The sequence below is a fragment of the Butyrivibrio hungatei genome, assembly GCF_001858005.1.
In the GTDB taxonomy this organism is placed as follows: Bacteria; Bacillota; Clostridia; order Lachnospirales; family Lachnospiraceae; genus Butyrivibrio; species Butyrivibrio hungatei.
Genome location: NZ_CP017831.1, coordinates 434,271 through 447,422 on the forward strand (window position 1 = coordinate 434,271; position 13,152 = coordinate 447,422).

14 protein-coding genes are annotated in these 13,152 nt (G+C 41.5%); 11 read left to right on the forward strand and 3 right to left on the reverse strand.

Going from position 1 to position 13,152, the window contains the following annotated elements:
* Window positions 1–195 precede the first annotated feature (195 nt).
* A complete protein-coding gene (locus tag bhn_RS15660) occupies window positions 196–354 on the reverse strand; it encodes a hypothetical protein (RefSeq protein WP_161487283.1) in 159 nt (52 codons plus the stop codon).
* Between the two features lie 163 nt (window positions 355–517).
* Here bhn_RS15660 and bhn_RS02470 point away from each other — a divergent pair, with 163 nt between their 5' ends.
* The gene (locus bhn_RS02470) at window positions 518–712 is read left to right on the forward strand and encodes a DUF6465 family protein (protein WP_071175205.1); all 195 of its coding nucleotides are present in this window, start codon (window positions 518–520) and stop codon (window positions 710–712) included.
* A 190-nt stretch (window positions 713–902) separates the two neighbouring features.
* On the opposite strand, the gene bhn_RS02475 is transcribed toward bhn_RS02470, so the two are convergent.
* A complete protein-coding gene (locus bhn_RS02475; protein WP_071175206.1) occupies window positions 903–1,697 on the reverse strand; it encodes a PDDEXK family nuclease in 795 nt (264 codons plus the stop codon).
* A gap of 183 nt (window positions 1,698–1,880) precedes the next feature.
* Window positions 1,881–2,066 (reverse strand): hypothetical protein, encoded by a 186-nt coding sequence (locus bhn_RS02480; RefSeq protein WP_071175207.1) that lies wholly within the window; start codon window positions 2,064–2,066, stop codon window positions 1,881–1,883.
* Between the two features lie 95 nt (window positions 2,067–2,161).
* On the opposite strand from bhn_RS02480, the gene bhn_RS02485 reads away from it, so the two are divergent.
* The 10 genes from bhn_RS02485 (at window position 2,162) to bhn_RS02530 (ending at window position 13,139) form a co-directional block, all read left to right on the forward strand.
* The gene (locus bhn_RS02485) at window positions 2,162–3,394 is read left to right on the forward strand and encodes a sensor histidine kinase (protein ID WP_083385645.1); all 1,233 of its coding nucleotides are present in this window, start codon (window positions 2,162–2,164) and stop codon (window positions 3,392–3,394) included.
* 68 nt (window positions 3,395–3,462) lie between these two features.
* Entirely contained in the window at window positions 3,463–3,699 is a 237-nt protein-coding gene (locus bhn_RS02490; RefSeq protein ID WP_071175209.1) for a hypothetical protein, read from the forward strand.
* 139 nt (window positions 3,700–3,838) lie between these two features.
* A complete protein-coding gene (gene pseC, locus bhn_RS02495; protein ID WP_071175210.1) occupies window positions 3,839–5,038 on the forward strand; it encodes a UDP-4-amino-4,6-dideoxy-N-acetyl-beta-L-altrosamine transaminase in 1,200 nt (399 codons plus the stop codon).
* 12 nt (window positions 5,039–5,050) lie between these two features.
* Complete coding sequence (gene wecB / locus bhn_RS02500; protein WP_071175211.1) at window positions 5,051–6,220, forward strand: non-hydrolyzing UDP-N-acetylglucosamine 2-epimerase; 1,170 nt, start codon at window positions 5,051–5,053, stop codon at window positions 6,218–6,220.
* A complete protein-coding gene (locus bhn_RS02505) occupies window positions 6,220–7,602 on the forward strand; it encodes a sugar transferase (RefSeq protein WP_071175212.1) in 1,383 nt (460 codons plus the stop codon). The genes wecB and bhn_RS02505 overlap by 1 nt, the downstream gene beginning before the upstream one ends.
* Before the next feature lie 93 nt (window positions 7,603–7,695).
* A complete protein-coding gene (locus bhn_RS02510; protein WP_071175213.1) occupies window positions 7,696–8,736 on the forward strand; it encodes a polysaccharide biosynthesis protein in 1,041 nt (346 codons plus the stop codon).
* Between the two features lie 60 nt (window positions 8,737–8,796).
* Window positions 8,797–10,023 carry a glycosyltransferase family 4 protein gene (locus bhn_RS02515; RefSeq protein ID WP_083385647.1) on the forward strand — a complete coding sequence of 409 codons (1,227 nt, stop codon included), beginning with the start codon at window positions 8,797–8,799 and terminating at the stop codon, window positions 10,021–10,023.
* An 18-nt stretch (window positions 10,024–10,041) separates the two neighbouring features.
* Window positions 10,042–11,337 carry a polysaccharide biosynthesis C-terminal domain-containing protein gene (locus bhn_RS02520; RefSeq protein WP_071175214.1) on the forward strand — a complete coding sequence of 432 codons (1,296 nt, stop codon included), beginning with the start codon at window positions 10,042–10,044 and terminating at the stop codon, window positions 11,335–11,337.
* 620 nt (window positions 11,338–11,957) lie between these two features.
* Window positions 11,958–12,116: a rubredoxin gene (locus bhn_RS02525; RefSeq protein ID WP_071175215.1), complete on the forward strand. Its 159-nt coding sequence runs from the start codon at window positions 11,958–11,960 to the stop codon at window positions 12,114–12,116.
* 279 nt (window positions 12,117–12,395) lie between these two features.
* Window positions 12,396–13,139 carry an SGNH/GDSL hydrolase family protein gene (locus tag bhn_RS02530; protein WP_071175216.1) on the forward strand — a complete coding sequence of 248 codons (744 nt, stop codon included), beginning with the start codon at window positions 12,396–12,398 and terminating at the stop codon, window positions 13,137–13,139.
* Window positions 13,140–13,152 lie beyond the last annotated feature (13 nt).

Below are 13,152 nucleotides of genomic sequence, written 5' to 3' on the forward strand. Positions count from 1 at the left end.
ACCTGCATGAGAAGATTTCTCATTCGTGTAGGTAATAAAGCAAGTTTATAATAGTCTTTGGCTAATCGAAACGTTACCTGTATGCTACATGTTTTTTGCATTGCAGGTATTTTTTTACATAAAAAAGCGCCATACATATATGATGTACGGCGCCCTCAAATTCTTATTTAGTTTTTAATCTAACATCTCAAAGATTTATTTCCACTTTTTTAGTCCTTCATATGCGTAGCTTGAAAGATCAATGCCACAATCGACACTGCTAAGTGTCTGAAGACTTGGTTTAAATGTTCCAATGGAAATAACTATTGGATTCAGATCTTTTATAGGGGGAGTTCCATTTTTCTTATTTGCCATAGTGGTTACCTCCTTGTAGATACATTATAAGCAAGTCTCTAATAAAATATGCTAAAAAAACTATAAAGTTAACTAATTTTTGAAATAAAGATTCACTTTTTTTTATTAAGAGTAGTATAATAAATCCAACGATAATTTTTTACTGATGGGGAGGACATGCGAGATGGCAACTAAAGTAACAACCAAGATTGAACTTCAGTTAGGTGACAAGGCTTTAAGCGATGATGAACTTGTAACTCGTGCTAAGAAGGCATATGGTAAAAAAGATATCAAGACTCTCAATATCTATGTAAAGCCTGAAGAGTACAAGGTTTATTATGTAGTAAACGGCGAAATCACAGGAAGCTACGATCTTTGATCTGAAAATTGATCAGATCTGATACGCTAACTAGCGTGAAAAAATGAACAAGAACAAAATCTATCAACGAAAAGAAGCTGATGCATGTAAGCATTCAGCTTCTTTTTTTAATATGAATTGCCAGATTAAACATACATTTTTAATGGGATTTATCCGATATCATTATTATCAACTTTTTTCTATGTATTTTTTACCCTTTCAACAACAAATCTCGAAAAGTCTTTTCATACACCGACACATCGAATGGGTGGTCTTCATCTTCAAATGTGAAGATGATGTCTTTGCCTAGCACAAGGCCTGCGCTGGAATACTTTTTTAATTTGTAAAAAAAGCTGTCTCTGTAGTTTTCTTTGTGCATTCGGCCACAGTGTTCAATGTAGACAGTCTTTCTTTTTTTAACATTTAAAGCTGTAAAGTCAGTTCTAAAAGACTGATTTTTTGTGTAATAAAAAGGCATTTCATATTTATATGGAATTCCGAGACGCAGCAAGGTGTCTGCGATGATAACTTCAGATTTGGAACGGACTAGTTCTCCGTTTGCGGTTTTGAAAATAAGACTTTCTGGATAATCAGTGTTTTGGTCATAAGGAGTATCAAGCCATCTTTTTACATACTCATCATCACTTAGCGTATATGGAGTGATAAGTTTTTGTCGGATTTCAGGTAAGCTCTTTTGAACAGATAATAAACTATTATAGTCATAGTCTTTTATCAAAGCATCGATCAGATCAAGCTTTGGGGCGAGATTAAGCTTACATTTTTGTGCATAGTTCTTTTGCGCTAGTTTGCGAGCTGTGTCCAGGTTGGATTTCTTGATGTAAGTGCCAAACCTTTCGGAAGGATTTTTCCTGTAATATAATACAGGCTTCTTTTTGACGCCGCCAATGCGCAGTGTTCCTGGCGGCGCAGACTCAATGTCAATATCAATTTGTCTGAGAACGCGTTCAAGACGGGTGCGTTCAGCCCATAGTTCATCACTAAACATAGAACTTCTCTCTTTCACATTAAAAATTGTTTGAGAAATTGTGCGTTTGAATTCCAAGAGTTGGAACGCACGTGCTAAAAAATTAGCATGAAAACATCTAAGATTATATAAGAAAAATAGGGAATGTCAACTCAATGAACAATCTCATTTTGAAATGTCATCAAACATCATGCGTGAAACAGATTACGCAATATTGGCGCTAGCGATTGCGCAGACAAGCGCGATGATCACAACTATGAGCGCAAGGATACGCATCCACTTGTAGGTCTCTTTTTCCTCTTCGTTGTCCTTGTTAAGTTCACCAATTGTAAAAACGACCACTCCTACGATGAAGATGACAGCCGCATAAATAGCTAGAAGCTTACTCATGCTATCCTCCTTGTTTGATATTATTATACACTAGAGCGCAGAAATCTTGTATACTTTTATTGTGAGGAAACAGGCTTGTTACGGGGGTAGATCAAATGAACCGCTTTAAACCTACTTATTCTTTGAGGCAACTTATTGAATTTGAAAAAGATAAAGCAATCATGACGCAAAAGACAAGGGCTACTTTGATTCTTTTGGTAGGCTTTGTCGTGTACAGCATAGTCGCTTCAATTCCCGGTTTTTGGATTGATTATAAACATGGTATTGTGACCAATATCAGTATCGCAATTCTATTTATTTTTTTATCGATTATTCTCAAATACACGAATAATCACATAATGGTGACGATTATTGGAACCTACATGTTCATGTTGATCCTGTTTTTTCATTTGCTGATGGAGACTGACTGGAGCATTGGCATGGACGCTTTCTGGCTTTTCGTGCTCATCACGCCGTTTATCACAAATTATCTTGCGGGAGTTTTTTACGGAAGTATCAGTGCACTTAGTGGCTTGATCCTCAGCATTGTACTGTTCTACACGCCGCTCCAATACTGCCTTCAGCCCTACGGCGAGAACATGATGCAGTGGTTTGCAATCATCTACATAGTAGGAATGATGTCGGCAGCTGTTATCGAATATGAGCTTACTTCGTTTCAGATAGCCAAGGCGGAGAGTGATGCCAAGCTTGCATATTACCAGAAAGTCCGCGCTAACAGGCTCAAAGAACAGCTCCAGATCTACGATACAAACGAGAAGGTCATCCGCAAGTACAAGCATGACATCAGGCATTTCAACCGCGTGCTTGCTGGATTTATCAATGAAAAGAAATATGACGAAGCTTCAGCTTATTTAAAAGAGTTCGATTCTATGCTTGAAGACGTGACCGCTGTCTCTTTTTGCGACAATCAGATCGTTAATGAGCTACTTACAATCTACACTTCCAGATGTCAAAAGATGGGATTCAAGCTCCGGGTCAAGGTTTCCGTGCCTGAACACTTCCCGATGGAAGAGATGGATCTCACAAGTCTTGTGGCCAACGCCCTTGAGAATGCTGTCGAGGCCCAGGAACGCATAACAGACAAGGAAAAGAGAAGTATTCAATTTGAACTGACTTACGATGGTCGTAAACTAAAACTTCTTACCAAGAACCCATGCGTTATCGCAACTCGATTTACTAAAAATGGTCTTCCTATCAGTACTCGTGAGGTGCAGAGTGGCATTGGAACTTCACAGATCAAGTCAATTGCTGAAAAATACAGTGGCGTAGCCAGCTTTATCCAGAACGAGGATAACTTCACGGTGAAGGCTGTCATGACATGCATGTAAAATATGAGAAATTGTGTCCCCGCGAGGCTATGGCTTGCGGGGATTTGCATTAGTGGCGGCTGGCGGAGATGTGGTGGGCTGGCGGAGATGTGTTACCTGCAAGGAAAAAAATTAAGGCAATGCAGGTAAAAAAACAAGCTAGAAGAGGGTTATGGCGAGAGGGAACGTTACCTGCAATGATAGAGAGTGGAGGAATGCAGGTAAAAAAACAAGCTAAAAAGGGGTTATGGCTGGCGAAGGCGTTACCTGCACGAGAAGGATTTGAAGGAATGCAGGTAATAAAACAAGCTAGAAGAGAGGTATAGCCAGAGAAAACGTTACCTGAAATTAGTGAACATAACCGGATGCAGGTAAAAATGATCGCCCCTCAACGATATACATACACGCAATTAGAATTATGGTATAATACTAAAGAATTTTTATATTTAGAAAGAAGGAAACAATATGGAGAAGCTTGCAATACACGGTGGAACTCCGGTTAGAAAAGAGAAAATATATTATGGACGTCAGTGGATCGGTGATGATGATGTTCAGGCAGTAGCTTCAGTGCTTAAGGGAGACCTTATTACTTGTGGTCCATCAGTTGAGGCACTTGAGAAAAAGCTTTGCGAAGTAACAGGGGCTAAATATGCAGTAGCTGTATGTAACGGAACAGCTGCGCTTCACTGTGCATGCATCGCTGCAGGACTTGGAGAAGGAGATGAAGTTATCACAACTCCTCTTACATTTGCTGCATCTGCTAACTGCGCTGTATACGTAGGAGCAACACCAGTATTTGCAGACGTTAATCCTAAGACATATAACATTGATCCAGCCAGCATCGAGGCACACATCACACCAAAGACAAAGGCTGTCGTGGCGGTAGATTTCACAGGTCAGGCTGTTGAGCATGACAGAATCAGAGAGATCTGCGACAAGCACGGCCTCAAGCTCATCATTGATGCAGCACATGCTATCGGTACTAAGTATAAGGGCAAGCCAGAAGGTTCAATTGGTGACATGACTTGCTTTAGCTTCCACCCAGTTAAGACTGTAACTGCAGGTGAGGGCGGCGCTATCACAACAAATGATCCAGAATTATATAGACGACTTAGACTTGCTTCACAGCACGGAATCGTACGTCATCCAGAAGAGTTTGTTGAAAAGAACCCAGAAGGAATCTGGTACTACGAGATGCAGGAGCTTGGTTACAACTATCGTATGACAGACTTCCAGGCAGCACTTCTCATTAGCCAGCTGAACAAGCTTGACATGTTCTCTAAGAGAAGAAAAGAGATCGTGAATGCATATAATGAAGCATTCAAGGATATGGAAGAGATCATTGTTCAGGAAGAGATTCCTGAGTCAGATACAACGAGACATCTCTATATTATCAGACTCAACTTGGACAAGCTTAGCTGCACAAGAGCAGAGTTCTTCCAGGCTATGAGCGCAGAGAATATCCAGCCTCAGGTACATTACGTTCCTGTATACTGGTTCCCATTCTATGAAAAGATGGGCTACAAGCGCGGTCTTTGCCCAGTTGCGGAAGATATCTACAAAGGAATCATGAGTATTCCTCTTTATCCTATGATGAATGATCAGGATGTAGCAGATACTATCGCAGCAGTCAAGAAAATCGCAGCATATTATCACAAAGATTGAACGAGGTACACCATGCCTGAATTTAAGGGATTCAAAAACAACGGAAAACTTAAGCTTCTTATTATAGTAGGAACACGTCCTGAGATAATAAGACTTTCAGCAGTTATCAAAAAGTGCAGAAAATATTTTGATGTAGTACTGGCACATACAGGTCAGAACTATGATTACAACTTAAATGGCGTATTTTTCAAGGATCTTGAACTTGATGAGCCGGAAGTATATATGGATGCTGTTGGAGCAGACCTTGGAGAGACCATGGGCAACATCATCGACAAGAGTTACAAGCTCATGGCAACAATTAAGCCAGACGCAGTGCTGGTTCTCGGCGATACCAACAGTTGCCTTTCAGTAATAGGTGCTAAGCGCCTTCATATTCCTATTTTCCACATGGAAGCAGGTAACAGATGCAAAGACGAGTGCCTTCCTGAGGAGACCAACCGCAGGATCGTAGATATTATTTCTGATGTAAACATGGCATATTCAGAGCATGCCAGAAGATACCTTGCAGATTGCGGACTTCCAAAGGAAAGAACTTTTGTTACAGGATCACCTATGGCAGAAGTTTTGGACGACAATTACGACAAGATCAAAGCAAGCGATGTTCACAAAAAGCTCGGTATCGAGCCTCACAAGTACATTCTTCTTTCTGCGCACAGAGAGGAGAATATCGATACTGAAAAGAACTTCACATCTCTTTTCACAGCTATAAACAAAATGGCTGAAAAGTATGACATGCCGATTCTCTATTCATGTCACCCACGTAGTAAAAAGAGAATTGAAGAGTCAGGTTTCAAGCTTGATAAAAGAGTTATTCAGCATGAGCCACTTGGATTTCATGACTACAACTGCCTGCAGATGAACGCATTTGCGGTAGTTTCAGATTCAGGAACACTTCCAGAGGAGAGCAGTTTCTTCCTCAGCAAGGGCAATCCATTCCCTGCAGTGTGCATCAGAACCAGCACAGAGAGGCCTGAAGCCATGGACAAGGGTAACTTCATCCTTGCTGGAATTACAGAGGAGAGCCTATTACAGGCCGTAGATACTGCAGTTGAGATGAACAAAAATGCAGATCTCGGAATTCCGGTTCCTGACTACGTTGACACAAATGTTTCAGATAAGGTTGTCAAGATAATCCAGAGTTTTACTGGAGTTGTAGATAAAATGGTTTGGAGAAAGTATTGATGGAGCATGTCAAGATACAAAACAGATATGTATATAGATGGCTCTGCAAAATGGCACTGGTGCTGATCGCGACAGCTATGTTCTTCTGGGTTTGGCACGAGTTCGTTGAGGACAACAACCAGACTGGTAACCTCCTTGGAGCAGGAAACCTTTTGATGGCAGCAGGCATCTACTTTGTGCTGTATTACATCATTGGAAATGCCCTCAAGGCCTTTAGAATCGGCGTTGACAGAAAAGCAAATCTCCTGGCATCGCAGGTTATGGCTATTTTTTGCGTTGACGGAATCGAGACCTTCATCTCCTGCGCTATCACCGGACAGTTCAGATTCTTCCCAAACTTCTTGTGGAGATATGTGCTGCTGGCACTGGTTCAGAGCATTGTTATATGTCTTTTGATACTGCCACTTGTAGACTTGTACAGATCCATGTTCAAGCCTCAGCAGGTGCTTGAGATCTATGACGAAGCCGATGATGAGAAGCTTCACTTCATGAACGCAAGACCTGACAAGTACCACATCGCAGATGTTATCAGCATTCACGAAGGCCTAAACAAGATATATGACAAGCTCGATGACTACGAAGCTGTGCTCATCAACGATATTCCTTCTGAAAAGAAAAATGACATCCTGAAGGAATGTTTTTACAGAGGTAAAAGAGTCTACTTCACACCGAAGATTTCTGATATAATCGGTAAGAATTCCGAGGACATAAATCTTTTTGACACACCTCTTTATCTGTGCAGAAACTCAGGGCTGACAGCGTCTCAGATAATTGTTAAAAGAATCTGTGACATAGTTTTTTCTTTGATCGGCCTGGTATTAACAAGTCCAATCCTCCTTGTTGTGGCTATTGCCATCAAGCTTGAGGACCACGGACCTGTCTTTTTCAAGCAGAAAAGAACTACAATCGGCGGAGCTGAGTTTGATATCCTGAAGTTTAGATCCATGATCGTGGATGCAGAAAAAGACGGAAAGCCTCATCCAGCCGGCGAAGCAGACGATAGGATCACCAAGGTAGGCCATGTGATCAGACCTACGAGAATTGATGAACTTCCACAGCTCATAAACATCTTAAAGGGCGATATGTCCATCGTTGGTCCTAGACCTGAGCGAATCGAACATGTCAAAAAATACACCGAAGAAATTCCGGAGTTTGTGTATAGGCTTAAAGTAAAAGGCGGTCTCACGGGACCTGCGCAGGTTTTTGGAAAGTACAACACAAGCCCATTAAATAAATTGAAGATGGATCTCTTTTACATAACAAACTATTCATTGCTGCTGGATCTCCAGATCCTGTTCGAGACAGTGAAGATCCTGGCCCAGAAAGAGAGCACTGAAGGGTTCTCTGAGAAGAGGCAGGAAGAGATGCATGATTCTAAGTGACATATGAAGAGATGCATTGATAAAAAGACCTAAGTAGCGCATAAAATGCATGACGAAATAAAGCGCATTATATTAGAACAGAGGAAAGAAAAAATGAGTGAATTTAAGGACAAAACACTACTTATAACAGGAGGAACAGGAAGCTTTGGTCACTGCGTTTTGGACCACTTCCTTGCAAGTGATATCGGCGAGATCAGGATCTTTTCACGTGATGAAAAGAAGCAGGACGACATGAGACATGAGCTTCAGGCATTCTACCCTGAGTACTACAGCAAGGTTAAGTTCTTCATCGGTGATGTGCGTGATATTCAGAGTCTTCGCGACTGCATGCCTGGTGTTGACTATATCTTCCACGCTGCAGCACTTAAGGAAGTTCCTAGTTGCGAATTCTTCCCAATGGAAGCTGTTAGAACTAACATCATTGGTACAGATAACCTGATCCATGCCGCAGTTGAGAACAAAGTTAAGCATGTTATCTGCCTTTCAACAGATAAGGCAGCTTATCCTATCAATTCTATGGGAATTTCAAAGGCCATGATGGAGCACGTTGTATATGCTAATGCCAGAATGGCTGCAGAGAGAGGAACTATCCTCAACTGTACAAGATACGGCAACGTTATGTGCTCTAGAGGCTCTGTAATTCCTCTTTTCATCGAGCAGATCAAGAACGGCCATCCTATCACCATCACAGACCCTAACATGACAAGATTCATGATGAACCTTGATGAGGCTGTTGATCTTGTTATGTTTGCCTTTACACACGGCAATCCTGGAGATCTTTTCATTCAGAAGGCAGATGCGTCCACTATTGGAGATCTTGCTAAGGCTGTTCAGCAGCTCTTTGGCGAGACAGAGACCAAGATCATCGGTTCAAGACATGGTGAGAAGCTGTATGAGACTCTTTTGACAAAAGAAGAGAGACTCCGCGCAGAGGATATGGGCGATTATTACAGAGTCGTTGCCGACGCAAGAGACCTTAACTACGACAAGTTCTACGTTGACGGCGAAGTGCACACAGCTGCTGACGAGGCTTACACAAGCCACAACACAGACAGACTCGATGTTGAAGGCACTGTTAAGAAACTCCTTACAACCAAGTATGTTCAGGATGAACTGGAAAAATTAGGAAAGTAATTCACGGGCAAGTAGCGATGTTTATAAGCTTAGTGAGAATTCCAAGAGTTAGGAGTTTGCATGTCTAGTGAAGGATTGAAGATCCTGGTAGTCACTGAGTGCTTTTGGCCTGATATCTACGCAATCAATGATATTGTGGAGAAACTGGTCAAAAGAGGTCACAAAGTCACGGTACTGACCGGACTTCCAGATTATACAACGACCAAAATTCCAAAAGAATATAGACATTTTAGAAATAGACATCAGAACTATAAAGGGGCTGATGTCTATCGCGTTCAGACCATAGCAAGGCACCACGGACCAATCTGGAGGAGCCTTAGCTATCTGTCTTTCGTGTTCTTTGGTTCGCTGCGCGCAAGACTCCAGAGATGGGATGACTTCGACGTTATCTATGTCTGGGAAGTATCGCCGGTTACCATGGCAGTTCCAGCAATTCATCTGAAAAAGAGATACGACAAGCCTCTTTTCCTGTATTGCATGGACATTTGGCCAGAGTGCGTGAAAGCTATGCGCATTAACGAGGGCACGCTCCCTTACAGAATGATCCATAGCTGGACCAAGAGAATCTACAAAGAATGTGATCACATCGCAGTTTCTTCGGAGCCGTTCTTTGAATATATGGAGAAGGTTAATGGAATCTCCAGGCAAAAGATGAGTTATCTGCCTCAGTACGGCGATATAAAGCTTCTGGATATTGATCCCAGGAAGGATATCGAAACTGGGAATGCCTGCGACTTTGTCTTTATCGGAAATATAGGAAATGCACAGAATCTTGAGACACTGATCCACGCTATGACTGTGTTTAAGGAAAGAGGAGATGTGAAACTCCACATGGTCGGCGGCGGAACAAATCTTGAGAATATCAAGAAGCTTACCCATGACCTTGGGCTGGATGATATAGTTCTTTTCTATGGTCCAAAGCCATTTAATGAAGCAAAAGAGTTCTACAGGATGGCGGATGCCTGTGTGCTGACCCTTGATGGCAGTAACCACATCGGAGATACGCTTCCTGGCAAGCTCCAGACCTATATGGCGGCTGGAAAGCCTATTTTTGCTGCGGCTAACGGTGCTGCTCAAAAGATCATCAGGTCAGCCCGCTGCGGAAGATGCGCAGATGCTGGGAATAGTGCAGAACTTGGAGAGTATCTTTTGGATTTTGTGAATTATAGAGGCAAGTACCATGAAAGCGGTATGAATGCCAGAGAGTATTTCATGAAGAACTTCATGGAATATCAGCATTTTGATGACCTTGAGAAAAAACTTAGGAAGCTGATTGAGAATAAATAAAATAAGGGTGTTACAGGAATGAAGATTTTAGTTACAGGAGCCAAGGGCTTTGTTGGCAAGAACCTTGTGGAGAATCTCAAGAACATTAGAGATGGCAAGGATAGAACAAGACCAGAGCTCCATATTGAGGGAATTTTTGAATACGATGTCGATACAGATCCGCTCCTTTTGAAGGACTATTGCCAGGAGGCGGACTTTGTATTTAATCTTGCCGGCGTTAATCGCCCCAAGGATGCCAAGGAGTTTATGGATGGAAATTTTGGCTTTGCAAGTAGACTCCTTGATCTGTTAAAAGAGTACAAGAATACCGCACCAATTATGCTTTCATCTTCAATACAGGCTTCTCTTGAAGGCAGGTTTGAGGGCTCGGAGTATGGCAAGTCCAAGCTTGCAGGAGAGGAACTCTTTTTTGATTATGCAAAAGAGACAGGCGCAAAGGTGCTTGTATACCGCTTCCCTAACCTCTTTGGAAAGTGGTGCAGACCAAATTATAACTCAGCTGTTGCTACATTCTGCAATAACATTGCAACAGATCAGCCTATTCAGGTAAATGATCCTAAGACCGAGCTTGAGCTTGTTTACATTGATGATCTTGTAAATGAGATGTTGGATGCTCTTGAGGGCAAAGAGCACAAGAGAAAAGAAAGACTTAATGAGGCAGAAGTCAGGGCACTGATGGAAGTCTACGGAAGTGCAGATGCAGGCAATGGGGCAAGTGCTCGTAAGACTGTTGCTGTTGGCGATTCTAGGGAATACTGCTATGTTCCTGTTTCTCACAAGGTAACACTTGGAGAAATCGTAGAGCTTCTTAACAAGTTCAAGGATATGCCTCGTAGCCTAGTAATTCCGGACATTCCAGAAGGCTCATTTGCTAAGAAACTCTATTCTACATATTTATCATATTTGCCAGCTGAAAAGATGATCTACGACATCCCAATGGCAGTTGATGAGCGCGGACATTTCACAGAGCTCATCAAGTCCCTTAGCTGCGGACAGGTGAGTATCAACATATCCAAGCCAGGTGTGACTAAAGGCCAGCACTGGCACAACTCAAAGTGGGAAATCTTCATCGTTGTGTCCGGTAAGGCACTTATTCAGGAGAGAAAGCTTGGCATAGATCCCGAGACTGGCAAGGAGTATCCTGTTGTGAACTTTGAAGTTTCTGGCGAGAAGATCCAGGCAGTTCAGATGCTTCCTGGATACACCCACAACATCATCAACCTGTCAGATACAGAGGATCTTGTGACAGTTATGTGGGCTAATGAGATCTTTGATGAAAAGAAGCCTGAGACTTATAGGGAGATTGTGGAGTAAAGGGGAGTTCTTTGAATTAAAGTGCGGGGTGCTCATAGTATAGGGCGTAACAGGATGGATGTGAATTGAGAATTGATGAAAAGCTTGCGATGTTGAAGTGGATTGAGAATTGTTATTTTAGCCTAAAGCATATATTTGTGTGTTTTAGGCTAATTTTTTTTACTTGTTTTAAGGGGGGAATCTAAGGAGTTGTCTTCTAACTTAGCCTATTAACGTTTGTTTAATTTGATTCGGCTAAAGAATTTTTGGTGGTTTCAGAAGTGCTGCTGTGGAAGATTAGCCTATTTTTTAGTCTTTATTAAGAATAGGCTAAAGACAAAATAAGCTAGCTTGTTTAAGAAAGAAAAATTTTTAGCCTAAAATATTCAATGCAAGTAAAATGAGCTAAAGAAGAGAAAAGTAAGCTCTATTGCAAGCCGAGAAGTTTTAGCCTAAAACGAATCACACTCGTAAAGTAGGCTAAGTGCTGAATTAAATGAAACCATAATCATATGGAGATAGCACAAAAAAGCAAATAGCAAGATAGATATCACAACAATATGATATAATAGCGATAAGAAATACTCGATTGTTAATTTGCAGCAAACTACAGTCACTTAACAAGATAGGAGGGCAAGCTTATGAAGTACGTATGTAACACATGTGGCTATATCTACGACGAAGTAGAAGGTGATCCAGATAACGGAATAAACCCTGGAACTAAGTGGGACGATCTTCCGGCAGATTTTACTTGTCCACTTTGCGGAGTAGGCAAGGAAGAGTTCTCAGCTCAGGCGTAAGATAACAGCTAAAAAACAACTGAATAAAAAAGCATATAGTCACTGCCAATGATATTTTTCCGGTATTTGTGGAAAAAATAAATCAATGGTAGTGACTTTTTATTATTCAAGTGAATAAATAGATAAAGTATACGGATGGACTTTGACCATTTTTTCAAGTGAATAAATAGATAAAGTATATGGAGGGATTTTGGCCATATTTACGACGTGAATAATCCTAAAGGGTACGATATAATAATGAAAACAATAGCGGGGAATTGTTTTTTATGGGAGAAGGAAATGGTCCGGGGAATCAGGAAAAAAGTGTCTGTTCTACTGATGATGGCATGCATATTGCTTGCTTTCGGATGCGGAAGTCAAAAAATTGATGAACAAGCTTCAGAGGAGAGTACACAGTCTACAGAAGTAAATGTGCAGTCTTCAGAGGAGAGTACACAGTCTGCAGAAGTAAAAGTACAGTCTTCAGAGGAAGAAGTAGCACAACAGCAGGTTCAGATTCCAAGTAAACCAGATTATGGACGAATTCTCTTTGTGGGTGATTCCCGTACTGTAGACATTTTCTCAGAGTCGGCATCAGAGCTGAGCGCATACTCTGCAGGGAACGTCGTTGTATATGCGAGGGATGCTTCAAACCACAACTATCTCATAGATACGGTCAACGCATACGGCTTTGATAACTTTGATACTCTTGTATCCTGGATGGGAGCAAATGATTACGGCGATTTTGCATCCTATGAAGGATTCTATGATTCTGTCCTGGCAAGCGGAAAGACACTCATTCTCTGCACAGTTGGACCTACAGATGATAACTGTCTTGCAGCTGATGACAGACCATATTATGACAATGAACGAATTGTTTCCTTTAACGTCGCGCTTAATGCCTGGGCTAGTAAGCATGGCGTTAAGGTGATCGACTTATACACATACGTTAGCAATAACGTAACTATTGATGCGGCTGATGGCATCCATTATGGACCAAAGCCAACAAGTAACATTTGGGGAGTAGTAACCGGAAGTTTTTGATAGGGTGACGCTT